This is a genomic window from Pseudomonas sp. GW821-FHT09C09, assembly GCF_059418105.1.
The window spans coordinates 565577-580042 of the sequence record NZ_JBWKPF010000003.1; the positions used below are offsets into that span (position 1 = coordinate 565577).

Consider the following 14466-nt stretch of genomic DNA (forward strand, 5'->3'; position numbering starts at 1 on the left):
CATGTGGGATCTCATTGAAAAAGGTCTGGAACACAACGGTCTGATCACGGCGTTCGCCTTCGTCGGCGTGATCATGTGGGTCTCGGTGATTCTCTCCAAACGCCTGACGTTCGGGCGGATTCACGGCTCGGCGATTGCCATCGTCATTGGCCTGGTGCTGGCGTGGGTGGGCGGCACCATGACCGGCGGACAGAAAGGCCTGGCGGATCTGTCGCTGTTCTCCGGCATCGGCCTGATGGGCGGCGCGATGCTGCGGGATTTCGCCATCGTTGCCACGGCTTTCGAGGTGCAGGCGACCGAGGCGAAGAAGGCCGGGTTGATTGGCGTGATCGCGTTGCTGCTGGGCACGATTCTGCCGTTCATTGTCGGCGCGTGCATGGCTTACGCGTTCGGTTATCGCGATGCCGTGAGCATGACCACCATCGGCGCGGGGGCGGTGACCTACATCGTCGGGCCGGTAACTGGAGCAGCGATTGGCGCAACCTCGGATGTGATGGCGCTGTCGATTGCCACCGGGTTGATCAAGGCGATTCTGGTGATGGTCGGCACCCCGGTGGCGGCGCGCTGGATGGGCCTGGATAACCCGCGTTCGGCGATGGTGTTTGGCGGGCTGGCCGGGACCGTGAGTGGCGTGACGGCGGGGCTGGCGGCGACGGATCGGCGGCTGGTGCCTTATGGGGCGTTGACGGCTACGTTCCACACCGGGCTTGGGTGTTTGCTGGGGCCTTCGCTGCTGTTCTTCATCGTGCGCGGGATTGTGGGCTAGGTTCGGATATTGAGTTGTCTGAGCTGACGCTTTCGCGAGCAGGCTCGCTCCCACATTTGGAATGCATTTCCCTGTGGGAGCGAGCCTGCTCGCGAAGGGCGCGACGGGGTGTCAGGTCTGGCGATTGGCATACATCCGACACTCCGCCAACAACGCCAGCAAATTCGGATCCCGCTCCTTGGCCTTCAAGAACACCACGCCAATGTGCTGTTGCAACCGGTACTTCTCCTGCAACGGAATCAGCTTCACCCGGTTCTCGTACACCGCCGCAATCCTCCCCGGCAGCAACGCATAACCCACCCCTGAACTGACCATGCTCAGCAGGGTGAAGATGTCGTTGACCTGCATCGCCACCTTCGGCTCGAACCCCGCCTGCCTGAACACCCGGATGCCGTCCTGATGGGTGGCGAAGCCTTGGGTGAGGGTGATGAAGGTTTCGTCGCGCACCTCTGCCAGATCCACTTCGCTGCGTTGGGCGAAGCGGGAATCGGCCGGAGTGGCGAGGAAGATGTCGTCGGAAAACAGTGGAATCTGCTCGCAGTCCGGATCGTTGACGCTGTCGTCCAGCGACACCAGGATCGCGTCGACTTCCATGTTTTTCAGCTTGTAGAGCAGGTCGATGTTCGAGCCGAGGATCAGGTCGATGTTGAGTTCGCTGCGGCGGATCTTCAAACCCATGATCAGCTGCGGCACGGTCTTCACCGTCAACGAATACAGCGAGCCGAGCTTGAAACGCTCGGCCGAGAACCCGGCGGCTTCGCGGGTCAGGCGCACGCTTTCGACCACGTCCTGAATCAGCTTTTGCGCCCGCTCTTCGAGCACATAGGCGCTTTCAAGCGGCGTCAGGTTGCGTCCTTCGTGCTTGAACAACGGGCAGCGCAGGGCGCTTTCCAGCGAATGGATCGCGCGGTGCACACTGACGTTGCTGGTCTGCAACTCGGCGGCGGCGCGGGCGAGGTTGCCGGTGCGCATGAAGGCGAGGAACACCTCGAGTTTCTTCAGGGTCAATTCTTCGTCGATCAGCATGGCGCGGACTCTTCTTGGTATCGGTCGATTGTGCCCAAATATCAGGACAGGCGCAGGCCCGCGTTGAACGGAAACATTGCGCTTTTACGCTCAAGGCCCGAGCCTTGCGCGCTGCGGTAATGAAATCGAGGTGTGCGACACATGTATCACGGAGAAAAACTGAACGCCTGGACGCATCTGGTCGGGGCGATAGCGGCGTTTGTCGGGGGCGTCTGGATGCTGGTGATTGCCAGCCTCGACGGCAGCCCGTGGAAGATCGTCAGCGTGGCGATTTACGCTTTCACTTTGCTGGTGCTCTACAGCGCATCCACCGTGTACCACAGCGTGCGCGGGCGCAAGAAAGCGATCATGAAGAAGGTCGATCACTTTTCGATCTACCTGCTGATCGCTGGCAGTTACACGCCGTTCTGTCTGGTGACCTTACGTGGGCCGTGGGGCTGGACGTTGTTCGGAATCGTCTGGGGGCTGGCGCTGATCGGCATCCTGCAAGAGATCAAGCCGCGCTCCGAGGCGCGGATCCTGTCGATCGTGATCTACGCGGTGATGGGCTGGATCGTGCTGGTGGCGGTCAAGCCGCTGATCGACGCGCTGGGGACAGCGGGATTTGCCTGGCTGGCGTCGGGCGGCGTGTTGTACACCGTGGGGATTATCTTTTTTGCCCTTGATCACCGGTTGCGGCATGCCCACGGGATCTGGCATCTGTTCGTGATCGCCGGGAGTTTGCTGCACTTTGTGGCGATTCTGTTTTACGTCCTTTAAGGGCGCATCAGTCGGTCGAGTTGTTCCCGGGCGCGCTGACTGAAGATCTCCAGCAAATCATTCAAGGTGTGGGGCGGCGGTTCGGTGGCGCGGGTCACGGCGTACAGCGTGATCGGCAGCGGTGGGGCGAGAGGGCGAATAGTGGTGGTGGCCGATGAGGCACCGAGCGCGGTGAACGGATCAATCACCGCCACGCCAGCTCCGGATTCAACCATCGCCCGGGCCAGTGAGTACGTCTGCACGGCGATCCGCACACGCGGCGGCGGTTCGACTGCTTCCAGATAACTGTCGAGCCGGGCGGCCAGCGGGTCGGCGCTGGACAGCCCGATCAGCGGCGCCCCGGCCAGAGCCATCAGCGGCAGCGGCTGGCCGGCGTCTTCCTCCGGCCAGTAATCTTTCGGCGCCAGCGCTACCAGAACCCCCGAGGCCAATGCCCGCGCCTTCAGCCCCGGATGATCCGGCAACTGCAACGTCAGGGCCACGTCCACTTCGCGCATCAGCAGGTTCTGCATCAGCTCGCGGCTGTGGGCGCTCGACAGTTCGCAGGCGATGTCCGGGAACTGCGCCGTCCATTGCCGGATCGCCGGCGGCAGCAACGACAGCGCCAGCGCCGGGGTCGCACCGATTCGCAGACTGTGGCCGGGCTCGCGACGCAGGCTCTGGGCCAGGCGCCGCACGCCTTGCAGGCTTTCGGTGACCTTGTCGACTTCGCGCTCCAGCTCCAGCGCTTCCGGGGTCGCCTGCAACTTGCCGCGCACCCGCAGAAACAGCGGAAAGCCCAACTGCTGCTCGGCGTGCTGCAGCACTTTGGTCACCGCCGGTTGCGAGACGTGCAGCAACTGCGCAGCGGCGCTGACCGAGCCGGTCTGGCGGATGGCCTGGAAAATCTCGATGTGGCGAAGGCGCATGGCGAGTCCATAACCTTTGTTTATAGGTCTGGCATCTTTATTCATTGTTCGGCGCCTGTCACCTCACCCTAACCTCGGCCTCGTCTTCAAATAGAAATAAGGACTGACATGGCTCAGCGTGTGTGCATCATCGGCGGCGGTGTGATCGGCCTGGCAACAGCCTATGCGCTGGTGCGCGACGGCTTCGAGGTGACGGTGGTCGAGGCGCGGCAGTCGCTGGGCAGCGAAACCAGTTTCGCCAACGGCGGCCAGTTGTCCTACCGCTATGTGGCGCCGCTGGCCGATGCCGGCGTGCCGTTGCAGGCGATCGGCTGGATGCTGCGCGGCGATTCACCGCTGAAACTTCGCCCGCGTCTGGACCCGGCGCAGTGGCGCTGGATGGCCTCGTTTCTCGCCGCGTGCCGGACCTCGGTCAACCGGGAAAACGCGGCGCATCTGTTGCGTCTGGCGCTGTTCAGCCAGAGCACGCTGAAACGCTGGCGCGAGGACGACGGACTCGTCGGTTTCAACTGGCGACGCAACGGCAAACTGGTGACCTTCCGTAACACCGCCAGCTTCGACCATGCACGCAAGGGCCTGGCCGATCCGCAACAACAGCAGGTGTTGTCCGCCACCGAATGTGCGCAACTGGAACTGGCACTGGCCGACGCGCCGTTTGTGGGCGCGATCTACACGCCGGATGAAGAAGTGGGCGACTGTCACGGTTTCTGCCAACAGTTGGCGGCGCGATTGAAAGCGTCGGGCCGCTGCGAGTTTCGCCTCGGTCAGGCAGTCACCGGCATTCGCCACAACGTCGGCGCCGTCACGGCGATTGAGCTTGGCGACGAAACCCTGCCGGTCGAACAACTGGTAATCGCCGCCGGCCATCGCAGCCCGTTGCTGGCGCTGCCCGGTCTGCGCCTGCCGTTGTATCCGCTGAAGGGCTACAGCCTGACCGTGCCGATCGGCAACGAGCACCGGGCACCGGATGTGAGCATCACCGACTACGACCGCAAGATCGTCTACGCGCGCATCGGCGAACAGTTGCGCGTGGCGGCGATGGTCGACATCGTCGGTTTCGACCCGGCGGTGGATCCCGAGCGGCTGGCGCTGATCAAGCGCCAGGCCCGCGACACCTTTCCCGACGCCGGCCACTACGACGCCGCAGTGGAGTGGGCCGGCATGCGCCCGGCCACCCCCACCGGTGTTCCGCTGCTGGGCGCCACGGCGTATCGCAATCTGTGGCTCAACCTCGGCCACGGCGCGCTCGGTTTCACCCTGGCCTGCGGTAGCGGGCAGTTGCTCAGCGAACTGATCGGTCAGCAGCGCACATCGATTGATCTGCACGGGTTCAATCCCCGTGCGGCGTAACGGTCTCTGCTAAAACACTCCACCCACAACGGAGAATAACAATGCAAAAAATCACGTTGCTCGGCTGCACACTGGCGCTGGTTTTAGGTGCTCAAGCTCAGGCCAATGAAGTGCCGCTGACCGGCACGCTCGGCAAGATCGCCAGCGCCAACAGCATCACCCTGGGTTATCGCGATGCGTCGGTGCCGTTCTCGTATGTGGGCGATCACACCGGGCAGCCGATGGGGTATTCGGTGGAGCTGGCGGGCAAGATTGTCGAGCGCATCAAGCAGCAACTGGCGCTGCCGGATCTGAAGGTGAAGTACAACCTGGTGACGTCGCAGACGCGGATTCCGCTGGTGCAGAACGGCACGGTTGATCTTGAGTGCGGCTCCACCGGGGTGACGGCCGAGCGGCAGAAACAGGTCGCGTTCTCCTACGGTTTTATCTATGTCAAAGGGCAGTTGCTGACCGCAAAGGACAGCGGCATCCACAGCTTCGACGATCTGCGCGGCAAGAACGTGGTGACCACCGCCGGCACCACCAACGAGCGCTATTTGAAGAGCTACAACCTCGACCACAAATTGAACATGTTCGTGATCAGCGCCAAGGATCACGGCGAGGCGTTCCAGATGCTGCAATCGGGGCGCGCGGCAGCGTTCTACATGGACGACGCGTTGCTCTACGGTGAACGGGCCAAGGCGCGCGATCCGCATAACTGGGTCGTGGTGGGGGAGGAGCAATCGCGGGAAATCTACAGCTGCATGGTGCGCAAGGATGATCCGCAATTCCTCGCGCTGGTGAACGGCGCGCTGGCCGATCTGTACAGCTCGGGGGAGATCAACGGGATCTACCGCAAGTGGTTCGAACAACCGATCCCGCCGAAGGGCTTGAACCTTGAGTTCCCGATGACCAGCGAACTCAAGGCAATCATCGCCAGACCGATCAGTGATCCAGTGCAGTGACGGCTTAGAAATCACCCCACAGTTGCTGCGCCACCGCCAGCGCCACCACCGGCGCCGTCTCGGTGCGCAGCACGCGCGGGCCGAGGCGGGCGGCGTGGTAGCCGTTGGTCTTGGCCTGCTCGACTTCGGCGTCGGACAAGCCGCCTTCGGGGCCGATCAGGAACGCCAGAGTCGATGGTTTGGCATGGCTGACCAACGGCTCGGCCACCGGGTGCAGGACCAGTTTCAGTTCGGCCTCGGTCTGTTTCAGCCAGTCCGCCAGCAGCACCGGTGGATGAATCACCGGTACGCGTGAGCGACCGCATTGCTCGCAGGCGCTGATCGCCACCTGGCGCCAGTGCAGCAGGCGTTTGTCGGCACGTTCGTCCTTGAGGCGGACTTCGCAGCGTTCGCTGAAGATCGGGGTGATTTCGTTGACGCCCAGTTCGGTGGCTTTCTGGATCGCCCAGTCCATCCGCTCGCCCCGGGACAGACCCTGGCCGAGATGGATGTGCAACGGCGATTCAACCTGACCGGCAAACTGCTCGTCGATCTGCACCACGACACGCTTCTTGCCGACTTCCACCAGCGATCCGCGAAACTCGTGGCCGGAACCGTCGAACAACTGCACCGCATCGCCCTCGGCCATGCGCAGCACGCGGCTGATGTAATGCGCCTGGGCTTCCGGCAGTTCGTGTTCGCCGGTGCTCAGCGGGGCGTCGATAAAGAAGCGGGACAGTCTCATGGTGGTTCTCTGAAAAGATGTGAATCAGTTGGATCGGAGTCGACTTCATTCGCGAGCAAGCTCGCTCCCACATTTAGAATGCATTTCCCTGTGGGAGTGAGCTTGCTCGCGAAAGGGACGGTCCAGGCACCGCAAATCTCAAGTAAGCCGAATCAGCCCGGATCACGGAACCCGGGATGGAAATCCTTCGGCACGGCCACGCTGACACTGTCACGGGTGGCGATGTCGATGCCTTCGCTGGCGACTTCGGCGAGGAAATCGATCTGCTCCGGGGTGATCACGTACGGAGGCAGGAAATACACCACGCTGCCCAGCGGACGCAGCAACGCGCCGCGCTCCAGAGCATGCTGGAACACTTTCAGGCCGCGACGTTCCTGCCATGGGTAGGCCTCTTTCGTGGCCTTGTCCTTGACCATCTCGATGGCCAGCACCATGCCGGTCTGACGGACTTCGGACACGTTCGGGTGATCCACCAGATGCGCCGTGGCCGACGCCATGCGTTGAGCCAGCGCCCGATTGTTCTCGATCACGTTGTCCTGTTCGAAAATATCCAGGGTCGCCAATGCCGCCGCGCAGGCCAGCGGGTTGCCGGTGTAGCTGTGTGAATGCAGGAAGGCGCGCAGGGTCGGGTAATCGTCGTAGAACGCGCTGTATACCTCATCGGTGGTCAGGCACGCCGCGAGCGGCAGATAACCACCGGTCAGGGCTTTGGACAGGCACAGGAAGTCCGGGCGGATGCCGGCCTGTTCGCAGGCGAACATCGTCCCGGTGCGTCCGAAACCGACGGCGATTTCGTCGTGGATCAGGTGCACGCCGTAACGATCACAGGCCTCGCGCAGCAGCTTGAGGTACACCGGGTGATACATGCGCATGCCGCCGGCGCCCTGGATCAGCGGCTCGACGATCACGGCCGCGACGCTGTCATGATTTTCCGCCAGCGTCTGCTCCATGGCCGCGAACATGTTGCGCGAGTGTTCTTCCCAGCTCATGCCCTGCGGGCGCAGGTAGCAGTCCGGGCTCGGCACCTTGATGGTGTCCATCAGCAGCGCTTTGTAGGTCTCGGTGAACAGTGGCACGTCGCCGACTGCCATCGCCGCCATGGTCTCGCCGTGGTAGCTGTTGGTCAGGGTGACGAAGCGTTTCTTGTTCGGCTGGCCGCGGTTGAGCCAGTAGTGAAAGCTCATTTTCAGCGCGACTTCGATGCAGGACGAACCGTTATCGGCGTAGAACACCCGGTTCAGGCCTTCCGGCGTCATCTTCACCAGACGCTCGGACAGCTCGATCACCGGCTGATGGCTGAAACCGGCCAGAATCACGTGTTCCAGCTGATCGACCTGATCCTTGATGCGCTGATTGATGCGCGGATTGGCGTGGCCGAACACGTTGACCCACCAGGAACTGACGGCATCCAGGTAGCGCTTGCCTTCAAAGTCCTCCAGCCAGACGCCTTCACCGCGCTTGATCGGAATCAGCGGCAGCTGTTCGTGGTCTTTCATCTGGGTGCAGGGATGCCACAACACCGCGAGATCGCGTTGCATCCACTGGTTGTTCAGGCCCATGTTCAGTCTCCTCGAGGCGGCTCGCGTCAGGCGCGGGCAAACAATCGCGCAAGCCTATGCAATGCGTCGCGCCGGGACAACCCATTGCGTCGATTGAGCTACTTTGTATGGGCCGATAGACGTCGCTGGCGGCGTTTTGATGGCTGACGTATTCTTCGCGGTTCTTTGGGTCGACTGACCCGCAAAACTGCTTTTTTCCTACGTGTTTTTCCGGAGTTCGCTGAATGTCTGTCGGTTGGCTGCGCGCCTGTGCGCTTGTGGTGTTGGGGCTTTTCAGCGTTACGGCGCTGGCCAAGGAAAAAACCGCGATCGTGATCGGCGGCGGCCTGTCGGGCCTGACCGCGGCTTACGAACTGCAGAACAAGGGCTGGCAGGTCACGCTGCTGGAAGCCAAGCCGAGCCTGGGCGGTCGCTCGGGCATGGCGACCAGCGAGTGGATCGGCAACGATAAGGCTCAGCCGGTGCTGAACAAATACGTGTCGACCTTCAAGCTGAGCACCACGCCGGCCCCTGAATTCGTACGTACCCCGGGTTATCTGATCGATGGCGAGTATTTCTCTGCCGCCGACCTGGCCACCAAGCAACCGGCCACTGCGCAGGCGTTGAAAACCTTCGAGAAAACCCGTGACGATCTGGCGCGTTCGATCGACGATCCGCAGAACCCGGCGGCGACCAACACCCTGCACGCGCTGGACCAGATCAACGTGTCGAGCTGGCTCGACAAGCAGAACCTGCCTGCTACTGCGCGTCAGTTGATCAACCAGGATATCCGCACCCATTACGACGAACCGTCGCGTCTGTCGCTGCTGTACTACGCGCAGCAGAGCCGTGTTTATCGCGGCGTGTCCGACCGTGACATGCGCGCTTCGCGTCTGGTCGGCGGCAGCCCGGTGCTGGCCCAGGCTTTCGTCAAGCAACTGAAAACCATCAAGACCAGCTCGCCGGTTTCCGCGATCGTCCAGGACAAGGACGGCGTGACCGTCAAGGTCGGCAGCGTCGGCTATCAGGCAGACTACGTCGTACTGGCGGTGCCATTGCGCGCCCTCGACAAGATCCAGCTGACCCCGGCCCTGGATGCCCAGCACCTGGCCGCGATCAAGGGCACCAACTACGGCTGGCGCGACCAGATCATGCTGAAATTCAAGACGCCGGTCTGGGAAAGCAAGGCGCGGATGTCCGGCGAGATCTACAGCAACACCGGTCTGGGCATGTTGTGGATCGAACCGGCCCTGAAGGGCGGCGCGAACGTGGTGATCAACCTGTCCGGCGACAACGCCCGCGTCATGCAGGCCTTCGGCGACAAGCAGATGGTCGATCAGGTGCTGATTCGTCTGCACGCGTTTTATCCACAGGCCCGTGGCGCGTTCACCGGTTATGAAATCCGTCGCTACAGCACCGACCCGTCGACTGGCGGTTCGTACCTGGCCTTTGGCCCGGGCCAGATCAGCAAGTACTGGCGCCTGTGGGAGCGTCCGCTGCAACGCGTAGCGTTTGCCGGCGAGCACACCGACACTCTGTATCCGGGCACCCTGGAAGGCGCACTGCGCACTGGACAGCGTGCGGCCAGTCAGGTGGAAGACCTGGCGGCAGGCAAATCCTTCGAACCGATCAAGGTCGGTCCGGCGGCGGCCACCGCAGCAGCGGCAGCGGGCGCAGCGGGTGCGGCCACGGCGGCGAAGAAAGGCAATTTCTTCACCAACCTGTTCGGCGGTTCGGATGACGACAAGAAACCCGAGCCAGTAAAAGCCCCAGAGCCGGCACCTGCTCCAGCCGCTCCGGCGCCTGCACCGACTCCGGCCCCTGCGCCAGCCCCGGTTGAAGCGCCGAAGCCTGCGGCTCCGGTGAAAGCCGAGCCAGCCAAGAAAGCACCGGCCAAGCCAGCAGCGAAAAAACCTGCGGCCAAGACCGAGGCGAAAAAAGCCCCGGCCAAACCGGCAGCGAAAAAGTCTGAACCGGCCAAGAAGCCAGCCGCCAAACCGGCAGCAGCCCCGGCGGCAGCGACCGATACCAAAGCGCAGTAAGGCTTTGCGGTGAATGAAAAAGCGCGGCTTTCAGGCCGCGCTTTTTTATTGCCTGTGAAACAGCGAGCATCCTGTGTTTGCTCGCTCGCCAGCTAATCTCCCGTCACACTTTTCCCCTTTAATCTTTCCTTAACTCCCTTGTTCAAGACTCTTGATCGTATTTCTCGATATTTCAAAGCGAAATTTTCCGCTTTAATTCGATAGATAACTCGCTAGTCTTGGTTCGCAGTTCTCACAGGATTTGGGCAATGCAGCTACGTAACTCTTCTTCGCGCTACGGTTGGGTCAGCATCTTCATGCACTGGGGTGTGGCGCTGGCGGTCTTCGGGCTGTTTGCGCTCGGTCTGTGGATGGTGGGGCTGGATTACTACAGCACCTGGCGCAAAGACGCGCCGGATCTGCACAAGAGCATCGGTCTGGTGCTGCTGGCTGTGATGGTGTTGCGGGTGCTGTGGCGCTTTGTCAGCCCACCGCCGCCAACGCTGCAGAGCTACAGCCGCATGACCCGCATCGGCGCCAAGTTCGGCCACGGGTTTCTGTACCTTGCGCTGTTCGCCGTGATGATTGCCGGTTACCTGATTTCCACCGCAGACGGTGTCGGGATTCCGGTGTTTGGCCTGTTTGAAGTTCCTGCACTGGTTTCCGGACTACCGGATCAGGCAGATACCGCCGGGGTGATTCATTTGTACCTGGCGTGGGCGCTGGTAATTTTTTCCGGCCTCCATGCGTTGGCAGCATTGAAGCACCACTTTATCGATCGTGATGCGACCCTCACTCGAATGCTCGGTCGCAAAGCCTGAAGCTCAACCTCGACTCAAAGGAAAAGAAAGCATGTTGAAAAAGACTCTGGCCGCTCTGGCAATCGGTTCTGCCGTGCTGTCCGCCAACGTAATGGCTGCTGATTACACCGTCGACAAAGAAGGCCAGCACGCCTTCGTCGACTTCAAGATCAGCCACCTGGGCTACAGCTACATCACCGGTACCTTCAAGGACATCAGCGGCAAGTTCAGCTTCGATGCTGCCAAGCCTGAAGACAGCAAGATCGAGTTCGACGTGAAGACCGCCAGCGTGTTCACCAACCACGCCGAGCGTGACAAGCACATCGCCAGCAAAGACTTCCTGGACGTGGGCAAATTCGCTGACGCCAAGTTCGTCTCCACCAGCGTCAAATCCACCGGCAAGAACGCCGATGGCAAAGACACTGCCGACGTGACCGGTGACCTGACCCTGCACGGCGTGACCAAGCCGATCGTGGTCAAGGCCACTTTCCTGGGTGAAGGCAAGGATCCATGGGGCGGCTACCGTGCCGGCTTCGAAGGCACCACCAGCATCAAGCGTTCTGATTTCGGCAAGATGATGGACCTGGGTCCACAGTCCGACAAAGTCGACCTGTACATCTCGTTCGAAGGTGTTAAAGCGAAGTAATTTTCGCCTGACACACAAAAACGCCCCCGGTCTTGCGACCGGGGGCGTTTTTTATTGCCTTGTCGAAACTCAGCGATTGCGGGTCAGCAAGGCCGGTTTCTCACCGCGTGGGCGGCTTGGCAGTTGATCGAGCTGCTCAGGCGTCGGGAAGCGGTCGGCTTTCGATTCCTTGTGCATGATCTTCGGGCCGCTGCTGCGCGGGTTCTGCACGGCCGGTTCGGCACGTTGCTGATCGTCACGGGCCGGACGGCGGTTGCGCGAATTTTCGTCGCGACGACCCTGACCATCACGCGGGGCACCGTTACGCGGGCCGTTGCGTTTGCCCGGCGGGGTGCCGGTGCTCGAGCCGTTGCTGTTGCGCGGGCCGTTCTGACGACCTTGCGACTGACCGCCGCGCGGAGCGCCCGAACCTGCGCCTTGCGCCGGAGCACCAGGACGACGGTTGCGACCACCGGCCGGAGCCTGCTTCGGCACGTAGTCAACGCGGTTGCCGAAGTTATCGATATCGTCGTCGAGGAACTCGTCCGGGGCGCGATCAGCCGCAGCACGTGGCGGCTGGCTTGGCTGACGCTGTTCGCGGGCCGGGGTGCCTTCGCGGGGTTTCTGTTGACGGGCTGGACGCTCGCCACGCTCACCGCGTTCGCCGGCAGGTTTTTCCTTGCCCTTGTCCTTGCCTTTGTCTTTACGACCGCCGCCACCGCCGCCGCCATTCGGACCGTCGCCGCGCGGGCCACGACCGTTGCGCGGGTTGCGCATGTCCGGACGCTCGCGCACTTCAGGCTTCTCGGCCTCGATGGTGCTGGCATCGAAGCCCATCAGGTCGCCGTCGGCGATTTTCTGCTTGGTCATGCGTTCGATGCTTTTCAGCAGTTTTTCTTCGTCCGGCGCGACCAGCGAGATCGCCTCGCCCGAACGACCGGCACGGCCGGTACGACCGATGCGGTGCACGTAGTCTTCATCGACGTTCGGCAGTTCGAAGTTGACCACGTGTGGCAACTGGTCGATGTCCAGGCCGCGGGCCGCGATGTCGGTGGCAACCAGAATGCGTACCTGGTTGGCCTTGAAATCGGCCAGGGCCTTGGTGCGGGCGTTCTGGCTCTTGTTGCCGTGGATCGCCACAGCCGGCAGGCCGTGTTTGTCCAGGTACTCGGCCAGACGGTTGGCACCGTGCTTGGTGCGGGTGAACACCAGTACCTGTTCCCACGCGCCGGCGGTGATCAGGTGGGCCAGCAGCGCACGCTTGTGGCTGGCCGGCAGGCGGAAGACGCGTTGTTCGATGCGCTCGACCGTGGTGTTCGGCGGCGTCACTTCGATGCGTTCCGGGTTGTGCAGCAGCTTGCCGGCGAGGTCGGTGATGTCTTTGGAGAAGGTCGCCGAGAACAGCAGGTTCTGGCGCTTGGCCGGCAGGCGGGCGAGGACTTTCTTCACGTCATGGACAAAGCCCATGTCGAGCATGCGGTCGGCTTCGTCCAGCACGAGGATTTCAACGTGGGACAGATCGATGCTGCCCTGGCCGCACAGGTCGAGCAGACGACCCGGGCAGGCAACCAGTACGTCCACACCACGGGACATGGCCTGAACCTGCGGGTTCATGCCGACGCCGCCGAAGATGCAGGCGCTGACGAATTTCAGGTCACGGGCGTAGATCTTGAAGCTGTCGTGTACCTGGGCCGCGAGTTCGCGGGTCGGGGTCAGGACCAGGACGCGCGGCTGGCGCGGGCCGTGGCGCTGGGATTTGTCCGGGTGACCGTTGGGGAACAGCCGCTCCAGGATCGGAAGGGCGAAACCGCCGGTTTTACCGGTACCTGTCTGTGCCGCAACCATCAGGTCGCGACCTTGCAACACGGCGGGAATGGCCCGCTGTTGCACCGGAGTAGGCTCGGTATAGCCCGCGTCTTCGATAGCGCGGACCAAAGCCTCGGAGAGACCGAGGGAAGCAAAGGACATGAGTAATCCTGTTTTAGTTAGGGCTTGGCCCAATGGGAGTCTTGCCTGGCGCGAATGGCGTTTAAGAGGACGCAATCCCGTCCGGTCCTGCTGCGGTTCCGAAGGCACGTCCGGAGCGCTCGCGCGGGCTGAAAAGCTGCGCTGTAGCGGGTCGGGAGGCCTGTAACGGTTCCGGGCGTCCGGGCGTGAGCCTGGCGGGAACGCCGGAGTATAACAGAGCAATCACTGCGCGCCGCTTTCCTGCTGCTCAACGGTTTTGCCGCTGGCGGTGGCGCTGCTCAAGGGTTTTTCCGAAACCGGGGCTGCACCGTAGCGCGCGCTCAACTCGGCATAGGCCGGCTCACGCTTGAAACGCTTGAGTTCGGCGCCGAAGCGTTGCACCAGCAAATCCATCCCCGCATTGCGCCGTACGGCCAGAAACTGGCTCTGGCGGCTGATGACGGTGGGGTTTTCGGTGATCTGATCGCGGATATTCAATTCATCGAGCAAATGCTGACCCACGCGGCGATCGGTGATCAGCAGGTCGATGCGCCCGCGCACCAGTTTGCCGAAATTGGCTTCGTGGGTCGGGGCCGGTTCCCGGTTGAACAGGGTCGATTCACTGAAGTCCGGGCTGTACAGATAACCCGGCGAGGTGCCGATGGTCAGGCCCTTGAGGTCTTCAAGACTGCGAAAAGGGTGCGGTCGGTCGTTGGCGTAGAACATCACGAACTCGACGTCCGACAGCGGTTCGCTTGGGTAGAGCAGGGTGGCGTCGCGTTCGTCGCTGTGAAAGATGTCCAGCGCACCGTCGGCCTGGCCGGTTTCGAGCATCGACAGGCAACGCTTCCATGGCAGGAACTGCCACTCGACATCGATGCCCAGACGTTTGAACACGATGGCGGTGGTTTCGTAGTCCAGCCCGAGGTTCTTGCCGTTTTCTTCGTAAACGTACGGCGCCCAGGGTTCGGTGACGATACGCAGCTTCTCGCCTCGAGCCGCAAAGCTCAGGCAAGCAAAAACCAGCACGGCGAATAACTGCGTGATCAAAGGCATGA

13 protein-coding genes are annotated in these 14466 nt (G+C 62.1%); 7 read left to right on the forward strand and 6 right to left on the reverse strand.

What is annotated here, in order from left to right:
- Position 1: 1 nt before the first annotated feature.
- Positions 2 to 766 carry a malonate transporter subunit MadM gene (gene madM / locus AC07NR_RS12370; protein ID WP_085709095.1) on the forward strand — a complete coding sequence of 255 codons (765 nt, stop codon included), beginning with the start codon at positions 2 to 4 and terminating at the stop codon, positions 764 to 766.
- A 111-nt stretch (positions 767 to 877) separates the two neighbouring features.
- Here madM and AC07NR_RS12375 read toward each other — a convergent pair whose 3' ends face one another.
- Positions 878 to 1792 (reverse strand): LysR family transcriptional regulator, encoded by a 915-nt coding sequence (locus AC07NR_RS12375; protein ID WP_248742276.1) that lies wholly within the window; start codon positions 1790 to 1792, stop codon positions 878 to 880.
- Between the two features lie 141 nt (positions 1793 to 1933).
- Here AC07NR_RS12375 and trhA point away from each other — a divergent pair, with 141 nt between their 5' ends.
- On the forward strand, positions 1934 to 2551 hold the full coding sequence (gene trhA, locus AC07NR_RS12380; protein ID WP_495078651.1) for a PAQR family membrane homeostasis protein TrhA: 618 nt from the start codon (positions 1934 to 1936) through the stop codon (positions 2549 to 2551).
- Here the strand turns inward: trhA and AC07NR_RS12385 are convergent.
- Positions 2548 to 3459 (reverse strand): LysR family transcriptional regulator, encoded by a 912-nt coding sequence (locus AC07NR_RS12385; protein WP_495078652.1) that lies wholly within the window; start codon positions 3457 to 3459, stop codon positions 2548 to 2550. The two genes, trhA and AC07NR_RS12385, sit on opposite strands and share 4 nt — an antisense overlap.
- Positions 3460 to 3567: 108 nt before the next feature.
- Here AC07NR_RS12385 and AC07NR_RS12390 point away from each other — a divergent pair, with 108 nt between their 5' ends.
- Complete coding sequence (locus tag AC07NR_RS12390; RefSeq protein ID WP_495078653.1) at positions 3568 to 4809, forward strand: D-amino acid dehydrogenase; 1242 nt, start codon at positions 3568 to 3570, stop codon at positions 4807 to 4809.
- A gap of 41 nt (positions 4810 to 4850) precedes the next feature.
- Positions 4851 to 5753, forward strand: a complete 903-nt coding sequence (locus AC07NR_RS12395; protein ID WP_495078654.1) for a transporter substrate-binding domain-containing protein — start codon at positions 4851 to 4853, stop codon at positions 5751 to 5753.
- Positions 5754 to 5757: 4 nt separating this feature from the next.
- Here AC07NR_RS12395 and AC07NR_RS12400 read toward each other — a convergent pair whose 3' ends face one another.
- Positions 5758 to 6477 (reverse strand): 16S rRNA (uracil(1498)-N(3))-methyltransferase, encoded by a 720-nt coding sequence (locus AC07NR_RS12400; protein ID WP_134828382.1) that lies wholly within the window; start codon positions 6475 to 6477, stop codon positions 5758 to 5760.
- A 152-nt stretch (positions 6478 to 6629) separates the two neighbouring features.
- Positions 6630 to 8036, reverse strand: coding sequence for an adenosylmethionine--8-amino-7-oxononanoate transaminase (locus AC07NR_RS12405; protein WP_007953301.1), 1407 nt, complete (start codon positions 8034 to 8036; stop codon positions 6630 to 6632).
- Positions 8037 to 8260: 224 nt separating this feature from the next.
- Between AC07NR_RS12405 and AC07NR_RS12410 the strand changes: the two genes are divergently transcribed.
- The 3 genes from AC07NR_RS12410 (at position 8261) to AC07NR_RS12420 (ending at position 11482) form a co-directional block, all read left to right on the forward strand.
- Positions 8261 to 10057, forward strand: a complete 1797-nt coding sequence (locus AC07NR_RS12410; protein WP_305835753.1) for a flavin monoamine oxidase family protein — start codon at positions 8261 to 8263, stop codon at positions 10055 to 10057.
- A 248-nt stretch (positions 10058 to 10305) separates the two neighbouring features.
- Positions 10306 to 10857 carry a cytochrome b gene (locus AC07NR_RS12415; protein ID WP_011336344.1) on the forward strand — a complete coding sequence of 184 codons (552 nt, stop codon included), beginning with the start codon at positions 10306 to 10308 and terminating at the stop codon, positions 10855 to 10857.
- Positions 10858 to 10888: 31 nt separating this feature from the next.
- A complete protein-coding gene (locus AC07NR_RS12420; protein ID WP_085731599.1) occupies positions 10889 to 11482 on the forward strand; it encodes a YceI family protein in 594 nt (197 codons plus the stop codon).
- A 69-nt stretch (positions 11483 to 11551) separates the two neighbouring features.
- Here AC07NR_RS12420 and rhlE2 read toward each other — a convergent pair whose 3' ends face one another.
- Together rhlE2 and AC07NR_RS12430 are read right to left on the reverse strand one after the other, a co-directional pair.
- Complete coding sequence (gene rhlE2, locus AC07NR_RS12425; RefSeq protein ID WP_248739960.1) at positions 11552 to 13429, reverse strand: RNA helicase RhlE2; 1878 nt, start codon at positions 13427 to 13429, stop codon at positions 11552 to 11554.
- A gap of 222 nt (positions 13430 to 13651) precedes the next feature.
- Positions 13652 to 14464, reverse strand: coding sequence for a substrate-binding periplasmic protein (locus tag AC07NR_RS12430; protein ID WP_114886048.1), 813 nt, complete (start codon positions 14462 to 14464; stop codon positions 13652 to 13654).
- Positions 14465 to 14466: the final 2 nt, after the last annotated feature.

Coding starts and splice junctions, on each gene's coding strand:
- AC07NR_RS12375 (WP_248742276.1), bottom strand. CDS start 1,792: ATGCTGATCGACGAAGAATTGACCCTGAAGAAACTCGAGGTGTTCCTC.
- trhA (WP_495078651.1), top strand. CDS start 1,934: ATGTATCACGGAGAAAAACTGAACGCCTGGACGCATCTGGTCGGGGCG.
- AC07NR_RS12420 (WP_085731599.1), top strand. CDS start 10,889: ATGTTGAAAAAGACTCTGGCCGCTCTGGCAATCGGTTCTGCCGTGCTG.
- AC07NR_RS12385 (WP_495078652.1), bottom strand. CDS start 3,459: ATGCGCCTTCGCCACATCGAGATTTTCCAGGCCATCCGCCAGACCGGC.
- AC07NR_RS12405 (WP_007953301.1), bottom strand. CDS start 8,036: ATGGGCCTGAACAACCAGTGGATGCAACGCGATCTCGCGGTGTTGTGG.
- AC07NR_RS12395 (WP_495078654.1), top strand. CDS start 4,851: ATGCAAAAAATCACGTTGCTCGGCTGCACACTGGCGCTGGTTTTAGGT.
- AC07NR_RS12400 (WP_134828382.1), bottom strand. CDS start 6,477: ATGAGACTGTCCCGCTTCTTTATCGACGCCCCGCTGAGCACCGGCGAA.
- AC07NR_RS12415 (WP_011336344.1), top strand. CDS start 10,306: ATGCAGCTACGTAACTCTTCTTCGCGCTACGGTTGGGTCAGCATCTTC.
- AC07NR_RS12410 (WP_305835753.1), top strand. CDS start 8,261: ATGTCTGTCGGTTGGCTGCGCGCCTGTGCGCTTGTGGTGTTGGGGCTT.
- AC07NR_RS12430 (WP_114886048.1), bottom strand. CDS start 14,464: ATGCCTTTGATCACGCAGTTATTCGCCGTGCTGGTTTTTGCTTGCCTG.
- madM (WP_085709095.1), top strand. CDS start 2: ATGTGGGATCTCATTGAAAAAGGTCTGGAACACAACGGTCTGATCACG.
- AC07NR_RS12390 (WP_495078653.1), top strand. CDS start 3,568: ATGGCTCAGCGTGTGTGCATCATCGGCGGCGGTGTGATCGGCCTGGCA.
- rhlE2 (WP_248739960.1), bottom strand. CDS start 13,429: ATGTCCTTTGCTTCCCTCGGTCTCTCCGAGGCTTTGGTCCGCGCTATC.